At 44.5% G+C, this 21,126-nt stretch carries 15 protein-coding genes; 3 read left to right on the top strand and 12 right to left on the bottom strand.

Annotated elements, in window-relative coordinates; genetic code table 11:
• Positions 1 to 57: 57 nt before the first annotated feature.
• Positions 58 to 2,778 carry a family 78 glycoside hydrolase catalytic domain gene (locus tag MHB71_RS06755; protein ID WP_340029125.1) on the bottom strand — a complete coding sequence of 907 codons (2,721 nt, stop codon included), beginning with the start codon at positions 2,776 to 2,778 and terminating at the stop codon, positions 58 to 60.
• 134 nt (positions 2,779 to 2,912) lie between these two features.
• Between MHB71_RS06755 and MHB71_RS06750 the strand changes: the two genes are divergently transcribed.
• Complete coding sequence (locus MHB71_RS06750; protein WP_340029124.1) at positions 2,913 to 3,797, top strand: AraC family transcriptional regulator; 885 nt, start codon at positions 2,913 to 2,915, stop codon at positions 3,795 to 3,797.
• Between the two features lie 9 nt (positions 3,798 to 3,806).
• Here MHB71_RS06750 and MHB71_RS06745 read toward each other — a convergent pair whose 3' ends face one another.
• From MHB71_RS06745 to MHB71_RS06730, 4 genes are all read right to left on the bottom strand, one after another.
• Positions 3,807 to 4,373, bottom strand: coding sequence for a 5'-nucleotidase (locus MHB71_RS06745; RefSeq protein ID WP_047843459.1), 567 nt, complete (start codon positions 4,371 to 4,373; stop codon positions 3,807 to 3,809).
• 168 nt (positions 4,374 to 4,541) lie between these two features.
• The gene (ascB, locus tag MHB71_RS06740; protein ID WP_017687861.1) at positions 4,542 to 6,005 is read right to left on the bottom strand and encodes a 6-phospho-beta-glucosidase; all 1,464 of its coding nucleotides are present in this window, start codon (positions 6,003 to 6,005) and stop codon (positions 4,542 to 4,544) included.
• A 49-nt stretch (positions 6,006 to 6,054) separates the two neighbouring features.
• Positions 6,055 to 7,974, bottom strand: a complete 1,920-nt coding sequence (locus MHB71_RS06735; RefSeq protein WP_340029123.1) for a beta-glucoside-specific PTS transporter subunit IIABC — start codon at positions 7,972 to 7,974, stop codon at positions 6,055 to 6,057.
• A 132-nt stretch (positions 7,975 to 8,106) separates the two neighbouring features.
• Positions 8,107 to 8,961 (bottom strand): PRD domain-containing protein, encoded by an 855-nt coding sequence (locus tag MHB71_RS06730; protein ID WP_036613466.1) that lies wholly within the window; start codon positions 8,959 to 8,961, stop codon positions 8,107 to 8,109.
• A gap of 273 nt (positions 8,962 to 9,234) precedes the next feature.
• On the opposite strand from MHB71_RS06730, the gene MHB71_RS06725 reads away from it, so the two are divergent.
• The gene (locus tag MHB71_RS06725) at positions 9,235 to 10,257 is read left to right on the top strand and encodes a hypothetical protein (protein WP_340029122.1); all 1,023 of its coding nucleotides are present in this window, start codon (positions 9,235 to 9,237) and stop codon (positions 10,255 to 10,257) included.
• Between the two features lie 228 nt (positions 10,258 to 10,485).
• On the opposite strand, the gene MHB71_RS06720 is transcribed toward MHB71_RS06725, so the two are convergent.
• The 4 genes from MHB71_RS06720 to zwf all read right to left on the bottom strand — a co-directional run bounded on the left by MHB71_RS06720 (position 10,486) and on the right by zwf (position 15,545).
• The gene (locus tag MHB71_RS06720) at positions 10,486 to 11,586 is read right to left on the bottom strand and encodes a metallophosphoesterase (RefSeq protein ID WP_340029121.1); all 1,101 of its coding nucleotides are present in this window, start codon (positions 11,584 to 11,586) and stop codon (positions 10,486 to 10,488) included.
• Positions 11,587 to 11,832: 246 nt separating this feature from the next.
• Positions 11,833 to 13,251 carry an NADP-dependent phosphogluconate dehydrogenase gene (gndA, locus tag MHB71_RS06715; RefSeq protein WP_036672842.1) on the bottom strand — a complete coding sequence of 473 codons (1,419 nt, stop codon included), beginning with the start codon at positions 13,249 to 13,251 and terminating at the stop codon, positions 11,833 to 11,835.
• Between the two features lie 68 nt (positions 13,252 to 13,319).
• Complete coding sequence (fsa, locus tag MHB71_RS06710; protein WP_036613461.1) at positions 13,320 to 13,985, bottom strand: fructose-6-phosphate aldolase; 666 nt, start codon at positions 13,983 to 13,985, stop codon at positions 13,320 to 13,322.
• A gap of 36 nt (positions 13,986 to 14,021) precedes the next feature.
• Positions 14,022 to 15,545, bottom strand: a complete 1,524-nt coding sequence (zwf, locus tag MHB71_RS06705) for a glucose-6-phosphate dehydrogenase (RefSeq protein ID WP_340029120.1) — start codon at positions 15,543 to 15,545, stop codon at positions 14,022 to 14,024.
• Positions 15,546 to 15,657: 112 nt separating this feature from the next.
• On the opposite strand from zwf, the gene MHB71_RS06700 reads away from it, so the two are divergent.
• Positions 15,658 to 16,542, top strand: coding sequence for a LysR family transcriptional regulator (locus MHB71_RS06700; RefSeq protein WP_036613457.1), 885 nt, complete (start codon positions 15,658 to 15,660; stop codon positions 16,540 to 16,542).
• Between the two features lie 98 nt (positions 16,543 to 16,640).
• Here the strand turns inward: MHB71_RS06700 and MHB71_RS06695 are convergent, their stop codons facing one another.
• Genes MHB71_RS06695 through MHB71_RS06685 form a run of 3 tightly spaced genes read right to left on the bottom strand, consistent with a single transcriptional unit; the run spans position 16,641 to position 20,707 of the window.
• Positions 16,641 to 18,653 (bottom strand): chemotaxis protein CheA, encoded by a 2,013-nt coding sequence (locus MHB71_RS06695; protein ID WP_340029119.1) that lies wholly within the window; start codon positions 18,651 to 18,653, stop codon positions 16,641 to 16,643.
• Between the two features lie 14 nt (positions 18,654 to 18,667).
• The gene (locus MHB71_RS06690) at positions 18,668 to 19,093 is read right to left on the bottom strand and encodes a chemotaxis protein CheW (protein ID WP_017687852.1); all 426 of its coding nucleotides are present in this window, start codon (positions 19,091 to 19,093) and stop codon (positions 18,668 to 18,670) included.
• Between the two features lie 24 nt (positions 19,094 to 19,117).
• Entirely contained in the window at positions 19,118 to 20,707 is a 1,590-nt protein-coding gene (locus tag MHB71_RS06685; RefSeq protein WP_340029118.1) for a methyl-accepting chemotaxis protein, read from the bottom strand.
• Positions 20,708 to 21,126: the final 419 nt, after the last annotated feature.

Here is a 21,126-nt window from a genome sequence, read left to right as displayed (position 1 = left end):
AGGACCTGCGTGTGTGCAGATCCTCTTCAAGTGTACCTTTTACCGCTTATTCTATCATTATACGGGCTCTGTCAATGCAGACTGTTGAACATCCTGATCCTTCTTAGCGTCTGTGTCTTTGTAAGTGAATTGGTAACTCCCAGATCCAAGTGTGACTTCAACATCGTCTCCAATGTTTTGAATATCCTGAACTCCACTTATCTGATCCAACGGTTTCCCTTGTTCCAGAACGATCTGTGCACCTGCTCCAGGAAGACGTACCGTACCTCTCGTGTTGGCGGGAATATGCACCCGTATATCCATTTTACCATCCGCCAACCGGTGCCAGCTTGAAGCAACATGACCATACATCGTCTCCAGACTCGCTTCCACCCAATCCAGTCCAGGTCCGGGTTGCGGCTCGATATGCACCATTCGGAATCCTGGCTGATGTTCATCGGACCGAATGCCGGCAACGTAACGATACAACCATTCTCCAATCGCTCCGTACGCATAGTGGTTAAATGAGTTCATATCAGCACTCCAGAGACTGCCATCCTCTTTGATCCCATCCCAATGTTCCCAGACGGTCGTTGCGCCTTGAGTCACCTGATATAGCCAGGACGGATAATCCTCTTGAAAAAGTAATGTATATGCCAGGTCGTGAAGACCTGCATCACTCAATACCGGATTCAGATAAGGTGTACCCACAAAGCCTGTAGTAAGATGATTGCCCGCCTCTTTCACGAGTTTTGCCAATTGATCGACAGCACGAGTTCGGGCAGTGGCGTCCAGCAGGTCAAATTGGAGCGCAAGAACATGTGCTGTTTGCGTAGGAACAGCAATTTTGCCAGCCGGAGTCACGAATTCATTTCGAAACGCATGAACAATGTTTGTATGCAACTGCTTGTAATATTCAGCATCATCTGTCTTTCCAAGGACCTCAGCCGCTTTTTGAGTTAACGACACCGAATAGGCATAGAAGGCAGATGCCACATAATCTGTGTCCGTTGCGCCAACATAACTATCAGGCTTGGAGTCCAGTCCCAGCCAATCGCCAAAGTGGAATCCCGTGTTCCACAGATACGGATTGTCACCCTGCACATGAATATACTCGATCCACTGTTTCATACTCTCATATTGTTCGGCCAATAATCTGGCATCCCCATACATCTCATAGATGGTCCAAGGACAGATAACTGCTGCATCCCCCCAAGCGGCTGAGGAATGACTGGTGTCTCCCCACCCTTCTGAGGTGGAACCTCTCAGATCTGGAACGAAGAATGGAATACCTCCATCTTCTCCCTGATCCGCTTCCAGATCCCGCAGCCATTTGGTGAAGAAGGGAGCCGTATTCATCAGGTAGGAGGACGTGCGGACAAACATCTGTGCATCCCCGGTCCATCCGAGCCGTTCATCCCTCTGTGGACAGTCTGTCGGCACATCCAGGAAATTCCCCTTTTGCCCCCACAATATATTGTGATGCAGTTGGTTTACCAGCGGACTGGAGCATGAGAACTGACCTGTTTGCTCCATATTCGAGTGCAGTACGATTCCGGTGAATTCATCCAGACGAACGTGTTCCGGAAAGCCAACCAGCTTCACATAGCGGAACCCTTGGAACGTAAAATGTGGTTCAAATGATTCCACGCCATCCCCCTTGCACGTGTAGCGAATACACTGCTTGGCGGCGCGAAGATTATCGGTGTAAAAGTTGCCTTCATGATCCAATATCTCAGCATGGTGCAGCTCAACCGTCTGACCCGCCTCACCTTGAATGCTGAATCTCACCCATCCCACCATATTCTGCCCCATGTCTACTACACGATCTCCCTGTGGGGTTGTTAACAAGGCGATTGGCTGTAGCTGTTCTACTTGGGTAACGGGTACGTTCTCCTGAGCAACGATGATATCTTTGGGATGATCCAGTACGTTCACGGGTGACCAATTCGTCTGAGATGAATCCGACCAGTCGGACTCCATTTGTGCATCATACGTCTCCCCCATATAGATGTCCGACATGCGAATGGCACTAGGAGCAGCCGTCCACTCCCCATTGGATAGAATACATTCCTCCGAACCATCTTCATATTTCATATGCAGTTCCAGCAGCAATGCGGACGTTGAACCAAATATCTCCCGTTCTTTGTTCCAGCCAAGATATCCTCGGTACCAGCCATCTCCCAGATTAGCACCTAAAGTATTCTGTCCATCCTGAAGCAGGTGGGTAACATCATAGGTTTGATATTGTAATCGCTTACGATAAGAGGTCCAACCAGGTGTAAAATAATCTTCTCCTACTCTTGTGTTGTTCATATGCAACTCGTATAATCCAAGTGCTGTAACATATATGCGGGCAGAAGTAACAGGTTGTTTCACATTAAACTGCTTGCGCATACGCGGGCATGACGTATCTCCATCATCTGATGGTTGAGCTGTGATCCATTCTGCTTGCCACTTGTTATGACTATCCATAAGCCCCATCTCGAAATAAGCCGATTCGGACCAGCCCGAATCACTTCCTGCATCATTCCATGCCTGAATCCGGTAATAGTATCGCGTCTGTGGAGAAGGTTGAAAATGGTTTAATTCCACATGTATGGATTGATCCGTACTTATCTCGCCAGAATCCCATGCAATTCCATCAAAATCTTCCGTCAATGACAGCTGAATCTGGTAAGCGGATTGCATGCAGTTCCGACGATCGGATTGCAGCTGCCAGCTTAAACGCGGTGATTTGACATCAAGGCCTATCGGATTAATTCTATACTCACAGCGAAGGTGACTAACGTTGAACATTAGCAGATCGTCCTTTCCATCTTGGCTTCCCATTCGGGGTTACGATATAATTATATCGATCCTGTTGCCCTAAATACCCGGTAATCAGGACTATTTCATCCGGTGATTCAGCCATCTGTGCGAGGAGGTTGCTTGTGAATTCATCTGTACAACTCATGAAAAGTGAATACTTTCTGCATAATCATTTGCAACTTTTTGTCAATCGTTGCTCTGAAGATTTTGTGCTTCCTTTTCACGCACATGATTTTATTGAATATAGCTACGTTGCCGAAGGAAAGGGCTTTCATCATATCGGTGAAGATGTCATTCCGGTGACAAAGGGGATGCTGTTTGTCATTCCTGTCGGCGTTCCTCATGTCTTTCGTCCTGTCAGCACCAACGTAACCGAGCATCCGTTAATTATATATAATTGCTTATTTAATGCTGAATTGATCCACACGCTGACAGCAATCATTCAGGAAAAAGAAATCATTCAACATCTGATGGATCTGGCACAAAATCAGGTTCCTTATATATCCGTTGTGGATCACAACGATCGGATTGAAGAACTAATGGTGAAACTGTACCGTGAATCCTCCGTTCCGGGAATCGGTTCGTCTACCATGTTATACACCTTGGTAAGCCAGTTGGTATTGATGACCTACAGACAACTTTATCAAAAGGATCATGATGAAGAGCATCATTCCACCGGTTTTGATTACATCCTTCACTATATCAAGGAACACGTGAGCAACCGTATTCGAATGTCTGATCTGGTCCGTGTATCGGGCTGGAGCGAGAAGCAAATTGGGCGAATGTTTCTGCGACATACCGGACAGAACTTTAGCGGCCACCTGCAACACCTCCGTATACAAAAAAGCTGTGAACTGCTTAAGAGTTCACAGCACAAAGTCAGCCTGATTGCAGAGCTGGTTGGATATCGGGATTTGGATTCATTCTATGCTGCATTCAAAAAAATAACAGGCGAAACACCTCTCGCCTATCGCAAAAAATCCAGAGCACAGCACTCTGGACAATAAGATTTACTTTCAGACACCAACAACCTGTAACACTTCATCTATGTATGCCTTGGCCTCTTTCCATGAAGACATCAACGGAAAGTTGTATCGCTCACGCTCCTGTATATTCCATGGATGTGGGATACAGATGACCTTTTTGCCGTCCTCATGCGCGGGAATCAGGTTATGTGCTCCATCATCAATGAGCAAATCAAAAGCGAGCAGGTTTTTTCTTTTGCATGTAATAAACTGTTCTGCGGTTATAAAAGGCATATGCTGCTGAAGCCAGTTCCACTTCTCAACGACTGTTCTTGGTTCTGCTGCCGTCACAACAATCACATCATAAGCATCGTTCAGCTTTCGCATCTCATCTACAACATATTCGTCGTATAACTCCAATTCCTCGAACAGACCCGGCCGACCATAAAATACATCATGCGTGCTCTCTGGATGACGCAAATGGGATGTATCCCAATGAATCATATCCTCGTAGCGCAACGGATGGGTCGGGAAGTTGAGGTTGTTGTGATATATAGCCCGCTTGACCAGATGACATATCGTGTCATCCATATCTACAGCAATAATAGGCTTCTTCATGGTTATCCCTCCCCCAATACGAACACAGTATACCATCCAGAATGTTATGTAGTCATCTTTTTTACCTTGAAATGCCAATAGCGTTGATGAGAATTCTACCTGATCATATTAAAAAGGCGCCCCGGCGCCGTAATACCAGCTACGCCCGGAGTGCCTTTATAGATTAATCTATTCCAAGTTCTCACCATTCGAGGCAATGACTTTTTGGTACCAGCCAAAGCTCTTTTTCTTATAACGATTCAATGTGCCTTGTCCGTTGTCATCCTGATCCACGTAGATCACGCCATAACGTTTGGACATTTCCGAAGTGGATGCACTGATGATATCAATCGCTCCCCAGTTGGTATATCCCATCAGGTCCACTCCGTCCATAACGGCTTCTTTCATTTGTGTAATATGTTTTCTCAGATAATCAATCCGGTAATCATCGTTGATGGAACCGTCTGCTTCAACGGTATCTTTGGCACCAAGGCCGTTCTCTACCACAAACAATGGCAGTTGATAACGGTCATACAGCTCTTTCAGTGCAACGCGTAGGCCGATCGGATCAAGCTGCCAGCCCCACTCTGTACGCTCCAGATTCGGGTTCTTGATCGTACTGTACAGGTTACCTCCAGTTACTCCATATTCCTCCGGGTTCACTGCGGACACCAAGGATGTGTAATAACTGAATGAGATGAAATCAACCGTGTGCTCACGCAGGATCTGCTCGTCCCCAGGTTCCATGGCAATGGTAATCCCGTTCTCTGCCCAATACCGAGCCATAAACGTTGGATAACTACCACGAACTTGTACATCTGTATGCAGCAGGTTCAGCTGATTATCGATCTGTGCTTGCAGCACATCCTCTGGCTTCGACGTCGCCGGGTAGTGAATCATACGCGCAAGCATACATCCGATCTGGAAGTTCGGGTTAATCTGACGTGCTTTCTCTGTCACCAGGCTGCTGGCTACAAATTGATGATGAAGTGCTTGATAAGAAGCCTGCATCGTGTTCTCAACTCGGTCTTCAATAATACCGCCGCCTGTGAACGGTTCAATAATGGTTGTATTAATCTCATTAAACGTCAACCAGTATTTTACCTTGTCCTTGTATCGATTCATCACGGTTTCCGCATATCTCACAAAGTGTCCAATCACTTCGCGGCCAGCCCAGCCGTTATATTTCAGGACAAGTGCCATAGGCATCTCATAATGCGAGAGTGTTACCAGTGGTTCGATATCGTATTTCCGGAGTTCATCGAACACTTCGTCATAGAAACGCAATCCCTCTTCATTTGGCTCGGCATCATAACCATTTGGGAAAATACGCGGCCAGTTGATGGACAGACGGAATGTCTTGAAGCCCAGCTCGGCGAACAATGCAATATCCTCTTTGAACCGGTGATAAAAATCAATCCCGTAACGCTTCGGATAACCTTCTGCACTGTGATGTGCCATTGCTTTCTCAACCGTTGCACTGGTAACATGCATCAGTTCTCTAAGGTTGGTGTAGTCCTTTTTCTCAAAATAAGGAACCATGTCGGCTGTCGACCATCCTTTACCACCAGCGTCGAATCCACCTTCAGCCTGGTTAGCGGCAATAGCGCCGCCCCATAGAAAACCTTCCGGAAACCCTTGTCGATTAATCATTCGAATCTCTCCTTCTTTTGTTGATATTGTTAGTCCTAAGACGGACAGTTTAAATCTCAGCTTTCAAGACGTCTTCACCCATCGTGATTTCGCCCAATTTCACAGGTAGAACCTGCTTGTAATCAGCCGTATTGGTAACAACCATAGCGGTTGTGATGTCGTATTCTTTTGCAATCTCGGCCAGTTCAAACGTGAGTAATTTGTCTCCAGCCTGTACACGTGCTCCTGTAGCAACATGTGCATCAAAATACTGTCCACGCAGCTTCACCGTGTTAATTCCAACATGAATCAGCAATTCCATTCCGTTATCACTGCGGACAACGATCGCATGTTTTGTTTTGAACACATTCATGATGGTACCTGTCACTGGAGAGACCAATTCACCCACCGTTGGAACAAATGCCACACCTTTACCCATCAATTCATCACCAAATGTTGGATCATTGACTTCTTTGAGCGGGATGGATTTACCTGTCATCGGTGCAACAGCTACTGCATCACTCGTTGGTGTTGGATCGCCCATGTCGTCCACATTTACGGTTGTAGCATCGTTGGAAACAACTTTCGCTGGTGCTGTAGAAGCACCCGGTGAGAATTGAGCCAAAGCCTCTGCGTCTCCTTCTTCTTCCTTGATACCAAATATCGTAGACATGATTGCACCCACGATAAAGGCCAAAATCATACCCCCAAAGGAATACCAGAAGGTTTGTCCGATCAGGGAAGGAAGTCCTGGCAGACCACCGTTACCCGCAAGTACATACGCTTTCGCGCCAAAAGCAAGGGCGAATCCGCCACCCACTGCACTACCAATCATCGCTGCGGCAAATGGTTTTTTATACTTCATGTTAACCCCGTACATAGCTGGCTCCGTTACACCCATGAGTGCGGTGAAACTCGTTGACAATGCCACGGTTTTGAGTTTTTTATCTTTTGCCCGGAAGAATACGCCGAGTGTTGCACCAGCCTGACCCATATTGGAGATAAAGGTTAATGGTAAGAATTTATCGAAGCCCAGTGTAGCGATATTACTCAGGATGATCGGCACAAGTGCATAGTGCATTCCTGTCATAATAATGAGCGCCATCGCGCCGCCAAGAACAATACCTGCAATCAATCCGCCTTCATTCAGCAGCCAGTTGATGCCGCCAGACAATCCACTACCTACAAATGTACCCAATGGGCCGATCGCAATCAGCGTTACCGGAACCATAACAAGTAAGGTAATCAGCGGCACAAGTAGCAGCTTGAGTGCAGCAGGGATAACACGGTCAATCCATTTCTCGACATAGGACATCAACCATACTGCAAGAAGAATTGGGATAACCGACGAGGCATAACTTACTGCCGTAACCGGGATTCCCAAAAATCCAACGGTTTGACTTCCATCGAGTAACTTTGTCATATCCGGGTACATCAATGCTGTACCTAGTGCAATCGCAACAAACGGGTTACTGCCGAATTTACGAGCAGCGCTGACTGCAATCAGTAAAGGTAGGTAGTGGAATACGCCGTCACCAATGGCTGAAAGAATACGGTACGTATCCGTTCCAGCAGACATCCAACCTACAGACACGAATAGTGCAAGTAATCCCTTAAGCATACCTGCCGCAGTAATCGCTGGAAGCATCGGCGCAAAGACACCTGCAATTGTTTCGAAAATTTTCAGCACGACATTTTGTTTTTTATCCGACTTTGGTTCTTTATTTTCTGTAGTTTGCTGGATTGCCGGATTTTCCTTCACCATGGCATCGAACACTTTTGCCACATCATTACCGATAATGACTTGGAATTGGTCGCCGGAAATATTCGTTCCCATGACCTTATCCAGTTTCTTGAGTGAGCCGTTATCAACTTTCTCGTTGTCTTTCAGATCAAAGCGCAAACGTGTGACGCAGTGATAAACGGAGTTAATATTGTTTGTTCCCCCAACAGCTTTAATGATTTCCTGCGCCGTTTCCTGATGTTTCATGATGTTTTCCTCCTCATTTTTCCAATAAAAAATACCCGAACGAATCTAGCGCATATGGATGGCGCCATCTCATTCGGGTATTGCCTGATTGAACAGTAACAAGCCCATAGGATATCCAGTTGTAATTTGATTCTATTGCGTGGACTTTTCGTCCCGCTTGGTTTTCATCAAACGTTCCAGATGGAGCGTTAGATATAACTGCTCAGAGTGAGTCATGTCATACTGATAGTTCTTATGGATAAAAGTCTCGATCTTGCCAATACATTTGAATGTCTCCGGATAGTTCTTCCGAACCACTTCATATAAATACTCCTCAGCATCATCATGTGAAGAATGTGTAATGACACGCTGACAGAAATATTTCAAATGGGTGATGAAGCGGAAATAATTGACGCTATCTTCATCCAATTCGACGTTGAAGTGATATTTGATGATATTCATGATCTCCTGCAACAGCTGCATCAGATGGGTGACATCGTTCATGGAATCATTGACTTCCGCATTGATGAAATGTAAGGCAATATTACAGATTTCATCTTTGGGAAACTCAATATCCAGTCTTTCCTTCAGCAAGGTCAGTGCTTCTCTGGCCACATCATACTCCGCCTTATAGAAGTGCTGAACTTCCCAAGAAAGTGGATTACGAGTAATCATTCCTTTTTCCAAGCGTTGAACAGCAAAGTGAATGTGATCAGACAGCGAGACATAGATCCCGTCACTGATGGTTTTGTTCAATTGCGTTCGTGCCAGTGTCACAATATCATCTGTTGCCTGCAGAATCTCAATCGGCACTTCAGCTACGATGGATTTGAATTTCTCATAAATCGATGCATCCTGAAGACGAAATACCTTCTCAATCCGCTCTTCATCAATCTCATCGCCTGCTTTGAACTTAAATCCGATACCCCGGCCGAGGATCAGTAGTTCCTGATTTTTGTCATCCACGGTACTGACAATATTGTTATTAAATATCTGTTTAATAATCATTATGGACCCACCTGGTTTTTTTTGAGGAATAAAAAAGGGCAAAACCAAAACAGAAATAATAAAATCATTTCCATAGTGGTTTTGCCCGCATTACCGGTAACAAGCCTCGGATATAATTTATCATAACCTGAAAACGGTGTCAACCCAAAAATACTGCCGCTCTATTCCACTTTTTTTATATCATATGCAACATTTACCTTTTATGTTATTTTGAAATGAGATATAACCTTTGATATTTAATAATATGACCCAAACTAATCAGGAGGATTCACTTTGAAAAAAATCACTTCATTTACCGCCGTCATTGCTGCCATCTCGCTATTGTTATCAGCGCCGCCCACCTTGGCCGCAAAATCCAATGAACTCTCGTTAATAGAGAATTACATGTCCGCTGACCAGCTGGATCGGAAGACACAACAACTTTTGAGTGATGAACTAGTTAAACTCGTGGGGAAACAGAACATTCAATTCATCAAAATAGACACATCATTTGATCCGTGGGTCATTAACGGAACTATAGATGGAACTGGATTCGCAGATTTCACACAAAGATACGATCCTGATACAAATCATGTCGCGTCCACCCTTATCATGTATGATACCGCTGATCTCAATAAAGTCATGGATAATGCGCTGCGCCTGAAGCTTGATGCCTTCTTAAAAACATTTGAGGATGAAGATATCTTCATTAAAAGTGGTTTTTGGCGTTTCAAAGCCAATGATCAGGACCATGGACATTTACTCCAAAACTACTGGGTCATCTTTGGACCAAGTCAACAACTTTACATCGATGTGGACAAAGATAATCAAATGTCGGCAATTCTGCAATATAAAATCGATGATTCCTATGCCTGGATGACAAACATAGCACGAAATTCACTCAAAACACTTGGAATACCCTCAGTAAAAGCTTTTGATTACACCTTATTTACCGTAGAAGGAAAAGATATGTTATGGAAGTATAGGGATAACGACAATCTAAATTACGTACATATCGGTAGCAAGACCGGAAAGGTATGGAAAGTCACCAACGAATTAGGTATCAACTGGAAAAATGATGCTGATTTCAAAAAGTCTTTTGCCAAGCCCAAGCTCAGCAAAAACAAAGCACTATCCATCGCTGTACCTACAGTCAGATCTATATTTGGTATTGAGCTAAAAGGTTATTCCGTTCGTATCCAAGAGAACGAGTACACCTTCACGAAAAAAAGAGCCACAACGCTTATCGGTAAAATCAATACAAAAGGCGCATTTTATTCGTTTGAAGCCATTCCTTCAAAAGGGGTAAGAAACTAACTTACATAATAAAAAAACAGGCGGCTTGAAGCTCCGATTTCCGGGCATAGTGCCGTCTTATGTTAATATAAACTCCTTAATCAATCAGCATTCATCTAAATTTGCATAAGAAATACTCCGCGTTATGACGACAGTCGATTTGAGCTTGTCATCATACAGCGGAGCCAGTATCATCAATCTATGCTTGACGTGCTTATAAGGAGCCCTTCTCTCGAAGGCCTTTCATCATTACTGGAAGGTCACATTAATCTGTACAATCTCCGAACGACTACTAGTACGAATTGGAGGTCCCCAGAATCCAAATCCTGAGGTTACGATGGAGTGCATAGAGCCCTTTTGCAGATAACCCCAATCGTTCTCATAAATGGCCTTTGTGATGAACTGAGCCGGTGCAATCTGACCACGATGGGTGTGACCAGATACGACCAGATCTACATTATTCTGCTCCGCAATATCCAGATCATACGGCTGATGATCCATCATAAGTACCGGTTGGGTCAAATCAGTGCCTTGCATTAAAGTAGCGACTTCTGCCCGATCCTTCTCTGTTCGGTCTTTCCGTCCAATTAGGGTGATCTTGTCATCCAGGACAATCTTGTCATCGTACAGAACTTGCATGTTGCTCTTCTCCAGCGCAGCAATCAGATCTTCAATCGGACCATCGAACTTATCGTGATTCCCGAGTGAAGCATAGACGCCGTATGGAGCCTGAATATCACTGATAATATCGGCAATTCCGCTATTGCGGTACATATCCAGATTGTCATCAATAATATCTCCAGGATACAGCACCAGATCTGGCTTCAGTGCATTAATTTCCTCCACCATGCGTTTGGCGTGTGCAGGGCCAGATAGAAGTCCGAAGTGCATATCGGCAGCCATGACAATGTTGAGCTTGTCTACACCTTCTACTTTTTTATCAATCTGGATATTATACGTTCTCACTACAGGGCTGTAAGCGTTAAAAATTCCGTAACCCAATGTGGACACTAACAGCACCAGCGTAACAACTCCCGCCCATTTCTGTGTGTGATGTCTTGGAATACGGGTTAATCTCAGCAACCACATCGTGAGGTGGACGACGGGCAGGATCAACAATAACAACGAGAAGATTGCCAGCCAGTAAGAACCGATAATACCGAGGAACGAGATACTTCCAAATACCCGTGCCAAAATGAAGGAAACGGCAAGGAATACAAGTGCTATAATATAAAACCATCGAAATCTGGCGGACACAACTGGTTTCATCCAACTCCAACCGCTCCAACCTATGTAGAACACTAATAAACCGTATACGACCAAAAACAATATACCCGCTAATACAAACATGCCCGGTCTAACCTCCACGTCAATAAGTTGTATTCTGAATTTTCATTAAGGACACAGGTCCGTCTGAACAAGTATAACGTAGTTGAAGGGTCAGATCATCTGTTTGCCAAACCCAGATTCGTACATTTTATTACAATTTGATGATATTCAAATTCGAACCATTAACCAGAAAAAGCATTCCCGCAGCCGCCCTGAATAGTTAAATTCAAGGATAACTGCAGGAATGCTATATTTTCGGAATTAAAATTACTCGTTTGTGTCCATCCATTGGAAGTGGAATGAACCTTCTTTGTCCACACGTTTGAATGTGTGAGCACCGAAGTAGTCACGTTGTGCTTGCAGCAAGTTGGCTGGCAAACGCTCTGTACGGTAGCTATCATAGTAAGACAGTGCGCTGGAGAAGCCAGGTACTGGAATACCTTGTTTTACAGCAGCCGCTATAACTTCACGCCATGCGCCTTGGTAAGACTCAACGATGTTTTGGAAGTAAGGATCCAAGAGCAGGTTTTTGAGTTCTGCATCTTTGTCATATGCTTCTTTAATGTTTTGCAAGAACTGCGAACGGATGATGCAGCCGCCACGGAAGATCATGGCAATGTTACCGTATTTCAGATCCCAGCCGTATTCATCGGAAGCTGCACGCATTTGTGCAAATCCTTGTGCATAGGATACGATTTTACTTGCAAACAATGCTTTACGTACGTTCTCGATGAACGCTTTTTTGTCGCCGGAGAACGCTTCAGTCGCTGGTCCATTCAGGATTTTGCTAGCTGCTACACGCTCGTCCTTCATCGCAGAGAGGAAACGGGAGAATACGGATTCCGTAATCATGGACAATGGAACGCCGAGATCCAGCGCACTTTGGCTTGTCCATTTACCTGTTCCTTTTTGTCCAGCCGCGTCCAGAATAACGTCAACCATTGGTTTGCCTGTTTCTGGATCGTATTTGGAGAAGATATCTGCCGTGATTTCGATCAGGTAGCTGTCCAGCTCCCCTTGATTCCACTCGGTGAAGATCTCATGCAACTCTTCAACGGAAACGTTCAATACGGATTTGAGCAAGTGATAAGCTTCACCAATCAACTGCATATCTCCGTACTCGATACCGTTATGCACCATTTTCACATAGTGTCCGGCACCGTCTGGTCCGATATATGTGCTACAAGCGTCATCGCCAACTTTGGCAGAGATCGCTGTAAGGATCGGTTCTACCAACTGATAAGCACTTTCCTGACCGCCTGGCATGATTGCCGGGCCTTTCAGTGCGCCTTCTTCACCACCGGATACACCTGCTCCGATGAAGCGGAAACCTTTTTCTTCCAGTTCTTTACTGCGACGTTGTGTGTCAGGGAAGTAAGCATTACCTCCATCGATAATAATGTCGCCTTGATCCAGATGAGGAAGCAGTTGCTCGATCGTTGCATCTGTTGCTTTACCTGCTTGCACCATGATCAGAATTTTACGCGGAGACTCCAGGGATTCCACGAATTCTTCAATCGTGAACGCACCTGTCAGGTTTTTACCTTCTGCTTCTTTCAGAAGATCGTTCGTTTTCTCCGGGGAACGGTTAAATACCGATACCGAGAAACCTTTGCTTTCAATATTCAAAGCCAGGTTTTTACCCATTACTGCCAATCCAATAACACCAATCTGTTGTTTACTCATTATGTCCTCCCAATGCTCCATGATTTATATAGTTTTATTGTAAGTTGAAACGAATATATGTTCAGTGATTATTGTACTGTTTTTTTCCAGTCCGCTGCAAATTTGTCCATACCTTGATCTGTCAGTGGGTGTTTGGAGATTTGTTCAATGACGGAGAATGGAACAGTAGCAATATGTGCTCCAGCCATCGCTACACGTGTAACGTGATCCGGATGTCTTACAGAAGCCGCAATAATCTGTGCATCCAGGTTATGTGTACGGAACAATTCAGCAATTTTGGTAACCAATTGTACGCCATCCTCGGAGATATCATCAAGACGTCCCAGGAATGGGGATACATATGTGGCACCAGCACGAGCAGCCAGGAGCGCCTGGTTCACAGTGAAGATCAACGTTACGTTGGTTTTCACGCCTTTTTTGGTCAAGTAACGGCAAGCTTCAAGTCCTGCAAGTGTCATTGGCAATTTGATCGTAATGTTTTTGTCACTGTTGTTAATTTTGATCAATTCGTCTGCTTGCGCGATCATTTCTTCAGCAGTAAGGGCATCTGGTGTCACTTCCGCAGAAACGGACTCCACTTCAGGTACCAAACGCAAGATTTCTTCAATACGATCTTCGAATTTCACGCCCTCTTTGGCTACCAAAGATGGGTTTGTTGTTACGCCAGACAATACGCCGATTTTGTATGCTTTTTGGATATCTTCCACGTTAGCTGTATCGATAAAAAATTTCATGATTAAATTACCTCCAGATATATTTTTTATTTTGGTTTAGAGATTTGCATTAACCGCCAAGGGTATGCTATTTGTAACTACAGACTCCTGATCCGCCGGCTCATCAAACCACCAGTGGTGACCTTCTTCTTCAAGCATAACATCTGATTCAACCGGTCCATAGCTACCCGCAGGATACAGGTGAAGTGGCAACAGATTTTCCTGGAATGCATCCAGAATTGGCTGCACCCATGCCCATGACAATTCTACTTCATCCCAGTGGGCAAAGAAGGTTGGATCACCCAGCAAAGCATCACGAATCAGATTCTCGTAAGCTTCCGCAAGGTCACCTTTGTCCGGAGAAAGATCAATATGAACCGGTTTGAATTCACCTTTATTCTCAGGATCACTTGCATTCAGTTGCAATGTCATGCTCTGATCCGGACTCATCTCAATGACAAGCAGGTTTGGCTTGGAACCCTTGTTTTTCAGCACATTAGTCTGTCCTGAAGGTTCTTTGAATTCAATCACGATACGTGTTGATTTCTCCTTCATTCTTTTACCCGTGCGAATGTAAAACGGAACACCACGCCAGAAGAAATCATCAATTTGCAATTTGGCAGCAATGAATGTGTCATTCATCGTATTCTCGGCTACACCCGGTTCAGCAGTATACGCATTTACCGGTTTACCTTGAATGTTGCCTTCTGCATACTGTCCACGGATGATGTTTGCGCCCACAGTTTGTTTTTGTAACGGCTGGATCGATTCCATAATGTGTTTTTTCTTCAATCCAACTTTTTCGGAAGTACTGTTGTATGGAAGCTGAATCGCCATCATCATGAGCAATTGCAACATATGATTCTGGAACATGTCTCGCACTGCACCAACATGATCATAATAGGATGCACGTTCTTCGACACCCACAGTCTCATTTGCCGTAATTTGCACATTGGAGATGTAACGGTTGTTCCATAACGCCTTCATGATTGGGTTACTCTGATGCAACGTCTCCAGACGCTGTACCATCGGTTTGCCCAAATAGTGGTCAATCCGATAAATCTCTTCCTCCGTGAACGATTCGCTTAATTTGCGATTAAGGTCTCTGGCGGACTGTAGATCGTGACCAAATGGCTTCTCGATAACGAGGCGTTTCCAGCCCTCTGTGGAACCCAGTCCACTTTCTTGAATGTTCTCGGCAATCGGTTCGAAGAATTCCGGACCAACCGAGAGATAAAACAAGCGATTGGACGGTATGCCAAGCTCAGCTTCTCTTTGTTCAACTAATCCCAACAGCTTTATATAATCTTCCTTATGGCTTATATTCAATACACTGTAGCGGAATGCTTTCACAAATGACTTCACAACTTCAGGATCAGCTTGGCGTCTGGAAAATTCATTTAATGATTTTTCCACTTGTGCCTGAAAGAATTCATCAGACCACTCTCTACGCCCCAGACCAATCAATGAGAAGGTTTCAGGAAGCTTCTGCTCAAGATATAAGTTATATAAGGCAGGATATATTTTTCTTTTGGCTAAATCGCCAGTTGCACCAAATAAAACAATGGTAGTTGGTTCCATCTTACCGTTCTCCTTCCAAGTAACTCTGGTTTCTTTGTTGTAGTTACACTATAATACGTTTTATAGCTATACAAGTAATTAATATATTTCACAGGAGCTATAGACCACATCTATGACTACAAATTACGAACTATATAAAGTCTTTTATTGGGCCGCCAAAACGGGAAGTCTGACACAGGCTGCGAAAGCACTGTATATCACTCAACCCAGCGTCAGTCATGCCATTAAGCAATTGGAAGAGAGCTTTGGTCTTACCTTGTTTTATCGAAATTCCAAGGGTGTAGCGCTGACACAGGAAGGTGCCAGTCTATACTCCTATATTGAACAATCCCAGATTCTGATCTCACTTGCAGAAGAAAAAATGGCCGCACTGAAGAATCTCGACAATGGTGAATTGAGAATTGGTGGCAGTGACTCCCTGTTCAAGCATTACATGCTGGCGTATCTAGAGGAATTCCACACCTTGTACCCTAATATCAAGCTACATCTGAGTCATGGAACTACGCCGGAAGTCATCACCTTTCTGAAAGAAGGCAAGATTGATCTTGGTGTTGTTCGGATGCCCATTGTTGATCCACAGCTAGAAGTCAGGGAAAGTATTCAGTTGAAGGACTGTTTTGTAGCTGGGGAACGTTATGCTCAGTTGAAGGGTAAAATCATGACACTTGAGATGCTTCTGGAGCATCAACTGATCCTCTTCTCCCGGAACAGCCGTGTTCGGATGGCTATAACTGAGTTGTTTAACAGCTATAATTACACGTTAAAACCTGAGATTGAGGTTGGTAGTGTTGATCTGTTGATTGAGTTTGCGCGTCGAGGACTGGGTATTTCCTATGTCACACGTGAATTTATCTCCAAAGAGCTGGAGGAAGGTTCTCTCTTCGAAATTCAGCTTGATGTCCCGCTCCCCCCTTCCCATGTGGGGATTATGACCAAACGCAATATGCCGATCTCTCTGGCAGCCAACCGGTTTATGGATCTCATTTTCAAATCCTGAGTGGTCACAATGTCAAAAGGTTCAACAAATAGCCCCACCGTCCAGTTATGGATGATGAGGCTTTTTGGCCTGTATAAAAATTTGTGTTTATCTAACGATTAAAGACTCACCAGATAGGACGCGTCCAATATAAGGGCAACCTTACCATTACCGAGGATCGTTGCTCCAGATAGATGGTTCATCGCTCCCAGATACGTACCGAGTGTCTTAATAACGACTTCCTGATTTCCTATAATCTCATCTACTGCGTAAGCTGCAATTTTATCAACGGAACGCACGATCACCAGTGGAATGGTCTTGGATTTGCGGTCTGTTCGTGGATAGTTGAGCCTGTCACACAGTCGGTGAAAAGGTACAATTCGTCCATGATTCAGGATCGCTTGTTGCCCCTGGATCATCTGAATATCTTCAGGTGAAATTCGAACAATCTCAGCAACATTATACATCGGCAAGATCAGCACACGACCCGATACTTTGACTAACAGACCTTTAATAATCGCCAGTGTGAGCGGTAGACGAATCGTAAACGTGGTACCCACACCAACCTCCGTATCAATATCAATTATACCGTTGAGTCGCCCGATCTGACTACGCACGATGTCCATTCCAACACCGCGTCCTGATACTTCACTGACAGAAGAAGCCGTCGAGAAGCCAGGTTCAAATATGAGGTGGACAGCTTCCTGTGTTGTTAGGCGTGCAGCCTGTTCCTCACTAATGATGCCCTTGCCCAAGGCGGAAGCTTTAATCTTCTCACCATCGATACCTTTGCCATCATCCGAATAACGAATGACAACATGATTTTCTTCATGAAACGAAGTTAATGTAATACGTCCTTTGGACGGCTTACCGTTCTCCGCCCGAATCTCTGCACTTTCAATGCCATGATCTGCACTGTTGCGGATGAGGTGGATCAGCGGGTCACTCAGTTCTTCAATAATCATCCGGTCAAGCTCAGTCTCTCCACCTTGAATAACCAGTTCCAGATCCTTACCCAGCTTCTGTGATAGGTCACGAACCAATCTCGGGAAGCGACTGAATAGTTGATCAATGGGTAACATCCGTGTCTTCATTACACCTTCTTGGAGTTCCTTGATTACCCTGCCCATATGATCGGATACACCACTAATACTCCGGATGAGTGTTGAAGACTCCTTACGCGCACCCGATCCACTCAGATCTGCAAGGGATGTTTGATCAATTAACAGTTCACCGACCAAATTCATCAAATGGTCCAGACGCTCAACACTCACACGAACTGTAGGTTGAGCAGCTTTCACTTTCTCATCCGGCCCAGTTGTATTCACGGTAGGCAAGCTTTGTTTCGATTGCTCTGTTTCAGAGAATTCAAGTGGTGCAGACGTCGCTGCAACCTCAATGGATTCCAGTAGATATGGATCAATCTCCAGCATATGAATATCCGAGTCTGAAGACAGCTCTGCCTTAAGCTGCTGTGGGTCCTTCGACGTTGCTACGATGATGATGAACTGACCATAATGATCATCTTCATTTTGCGCGCCCGGTTGACTCTCCATGAGCGAAGTAGCGACAACCGTACCACAGATGTCCTCGATACGTTGTCGTAAAATATGATATCTGGCCGCTTTCATCATGCACTTCTGCTCCAGCACGATATGAATGGACAATAACTGCTTGCCTGACACTATAGCCACCTGTGCCATAATCGATTCTGCTGGTTGCAATTGAGGTACTTTAAGTTGCCCGACTACTGCCGGGGTCTGAATTAAATCCTTTATTTCTCGTACTACCGCTCGAAAGTCTGCATAGGCTTCCCCACGGATGTACTGATCACGAAGCACCTTCATGGCGTCCAAAGAGCGGAACAACGTATCAATTAGCTCCGAAGTCATCTCCGGTTTTTTCTCCCGGACCCATTCAAGGGCATACTCCACTTCATGCGTGAGGTCGCTTAATTCACGAAAATCCATAGTAGATGCCGATCCCTTGATGGTATGAGCTGCCCGAAACAGCGTCTGAACCAGTTCTACAGAAGGCGAAAGCTCCAATGCCAATAAAGACTGATCCATACGTTCCAGTTGATCATTCAGTTCTTCGATAAAGATGTCACGGTAGGCAGACAAATCCATCATTCGTATATACCTCCCTAACCGCCCAATATTTCGTCCAGTTTCAAAATGCCCACAAGCTTGTCTTCCTGTTGACCCACACCATGGAATAAACCTTCACGGTTACGACCATATCCGCCGGTTGGCGGATGAATTTCGGAATATGTGGTTACCTTGTTCACCCGATCCACGATCAAGCCAATATATTCTTCCTGATGTCGAACTACGATAATACGCGTTGCTCTGGTGTCCGGTTCATCCGGCATACCCAGCAGGTTCCGCAGACTCATCACACATACAACCTTGCCACGCAGATTAACTACCCCTTTGATCTCTGGGCGGCTAAATGGAATATCTGTAATGCTAAGCATTTTAATAATTTCGTGAATTTCTTCGATTCGAATGGCGCAAGTCTCTGCACCTACAGACAGTTCAATATATTGTTCCTTCTGAAGTGAAGACATCGATTCACCCTCAATTCAATTTTATTAATTTGTTTTGAAGGCTGCTGCAGAATTTGCCAGCTCTTCCGCCAGACGTGCCAGAGATTGGCATGTTGCCGCCGTCTCTTCCGATGCAGCCGCGGATTCCTCACTGGAAGCCGAGATGGATTCAACAGAGCTCATCACCTCTGCGGCTTGGGCTGCTTCTTCTTCACATGCAGCAGCAATTTCGTTTACTTTCTGTGAAGAGTTATTGACCATATCGATGATCTGATCAAACGCCTGTCCAGTCATGGAAGACTGCTCAACACTGGCTGCTACAGCCTGTACACTTTGTCTCGTATTTTCCTGCATTGCTTTGATGATGGCTGTAATTTCTTTGGTCGCCTCGCCACTTCGTTCGGCAAGCTTCCGGACTTCATCTGCTACTACGGCGAATCCTCGTCCTTGTTCTCCGGCACGTGCCGCTTCAATTGCAGCATTCAGCGCTAGCAGATTGGTCTGCTCAGCAATATCGTCAATCACTTCAATGATGTCACCGATTTTACGAGAATCATCTTCAAGCTTGGTCATTTTTGTATTAACAGCTTGCATACCTTCCAATGAAGTCTGTACAACAAGTCCACCTTCACGAGCAGTCTTCACCGTATCGTTGGACAGTTCAGCCGCTTCTTCCGCACTTGCAGCGACGGAGTTAATGGCAAGTGAAAGCTCCTTGAACAATTCGGAGATATTTCCCGCCTCACTGGATTGGCTTGTGCTGGTGCTCGCAATTTCCTGTGTGCTGGCTGAGATCTGTTCCGAAGAAGCAGCAACACTTTGGGAGTTCATCACGATATTGTTAATTAACTCTTTCAGATTATCGACCATCCGATTCAGTGCCGCGGCTAGTTGACCCACTTCATCTTTGCTGGATATGTCTGACTTAAGGGTGAGATTTCCGTTGGCAACTTCCGTAGCTAGACCCAGCATAGCCATGAGCGGCTTCGAAATGGAGCGAGAGATGATATATCCAATGAGAATACTGAAGAGTACGGACAGAACCACAAGAATTATCGTTACTTTAAATGCTTGTGAATAGGCAGCCTGAGATTGTATATTCGCCTGTTCAGCCATACTTTCATTAAGGTCGATCAAATTGGTAAGGAGTTCTACAATCCTGTCTCCTTGTGGTTTAAGCTCAGATTTAAGGAAGGTATTAAAGGCACTTTGATCATCTGCGACAGCCAGATTAGTTGCTCGTTCAAACATTGTTAAATATCCTGGATATTCCGCATCAAAATTACGGAGTAACTCTATTTCTTCAGGGGTTGTTGCAAGCGGACGATAGATGGTCAGGCGATCATTCACACTCTGACGGATCGAAGCGATGTTCTCCGTGATCCGAGTTTTTTCGGTTTCAACGGTTTCGAAGCTCAAATCACGCACGTTCACACGCATTCTTTGATAATCAATCTGAGCAGATGATAATTCTTTCACAGAGATTAGATTGTTGTTATACATCTCTTGCATTCGTTCATTCGTACTTCTCAATGTTACTACAGAGTAGACGCCAAGCGCCGCAAGGATTATCGACACAACTAAAAACGCTGAGATAATCTTTGTTGCTGTTTTCAAATTTCCAAACCACTTCATGTAATCTCCTCCTAGGCATCGTAGTGTCCAGTTATGTATATAACGCTTGGTAACCCTTCTCTTGGTCGCGCTCCAGACAACTTACGATCTATTTCGACATAAATATATTAAAACTGAATAGGAGATTTTTATTTCTATAAATTTGCACTATTATGAATTTTTATTTCAGATATAAAGAATCTTCTTTTTAATATAAATTATACTTTTTACCTATTTAATTGTTTTTTTCATTTACATATATACGTATAATCAACATTCTGCATTGACTTACACATACATCTCCATACAAAATTTCATGTGACATGATCTTCTTTTATTTATACAAGAAGTTATATAGTTCTTACGACTAACAAATATCATTGTCCACACAAAAAATTATGTATTTTTGCTGTACACACTCAACATTTCAAGACCTAAGT

The organism is Paenibacillus sp. FSL H7-0940, from assembly GCF_037979415.1.
GTDB lineage: Bacteria > Bacillota > Bacilli > Paenibacillales > Paenibacillaceae > Paenibacillus > Paenibacillus amylolyticus.
Note: the sequence above shows the minus strand (reverse complement) of the source record. Positions and strands in the feature narration are given on the sequence as shown.

Coding starts and splice junctions, on each gene's coding strand:
- MHB71_RS06755 (WP_340029125.1), bottom strand. CDS start 2,778: ATGTTCAACGTTAGTCACCTTCGCTGTGAGTATAGAATTAATCCGATA.
- MHB71_RS06745 (WP_047843459.1), bottom strand. CDS start 4,373: ATGAAGAAGCCTATTATTGCTGTAGATATGGATGACACGATATGTCAT.
- ascB (WP_017687861.1), bottom strand. CDS start 6,005: ATGATTAATCGACAAGGGTTTCCGGAAGGTTTTCTATGGGGCGGCGCT.
- MHB71_RS06735 (WP_340029123.1), bottom strand. CDS start 7,974: ATGAAACATCAGGAAACGGCGCAGGAAATCATTAAAGCTGTTGGGGGA.
- MHB71_RS06730 (WP_036613466.1), bottom strand. CDS start 8,961: ATGATTATTAAACAGATATTTAATAACAATATTGTCAGTACCGTGGAT.
- MHB71_RS06720 (WP_340029121.1), bottom strand. CDS start 11,586: ATGTTTGTATTAGCGGGTATATTGTTTTTGGTCGTATACGGTTTATTA.
- gndA (WP_036672842.1), bottom strand. CDS start 13,251: ATGAGTAAACAACAGATTGGTGTTATTGGATTGGCAGTAATGGGTAAA.
- fsa (WP_036613461.1), bottom strand. CDS start 13,985: ATGAAATTTTTTATCGATACAGCTAACGTGGAAGATATCCAAAAAGCA.
- zwf (WP_340029120.1), bottom strand. CDS start 15,545: ATGGAACCAACTACCATTGTTTTATTTGGTGCAACTGGCGATTTAGCC.
- MHB71_RS06700 (WP_036613457.1), top strand. CDS start 15,658: ATGACTACAAATTACGAACTATATAAAGTCTTTTATTGGGCCGCCAAA.
- MHB71_RS06695 (WP_340029119.1), bottom strand. CDS start 18,653: ATGATGGATTTGTCTGCCTACCGTGACATCTTTATCGAAGAACTGAAT.
- MHB71_RS06690 (WP_017687852.1), bottom strand. CDS start 19,093: ATGTCTTCACTTCAGAAGGAACAATATATTGAACTGTCTGTAGGTGCA.
- MHB71_RS06685 (WP_340029118.1), bottom strand. CDS start 20,707: ATGAAGTGGTTTGGAAATTTGAAAACAGCAACAAAGATTATCTCAGCG.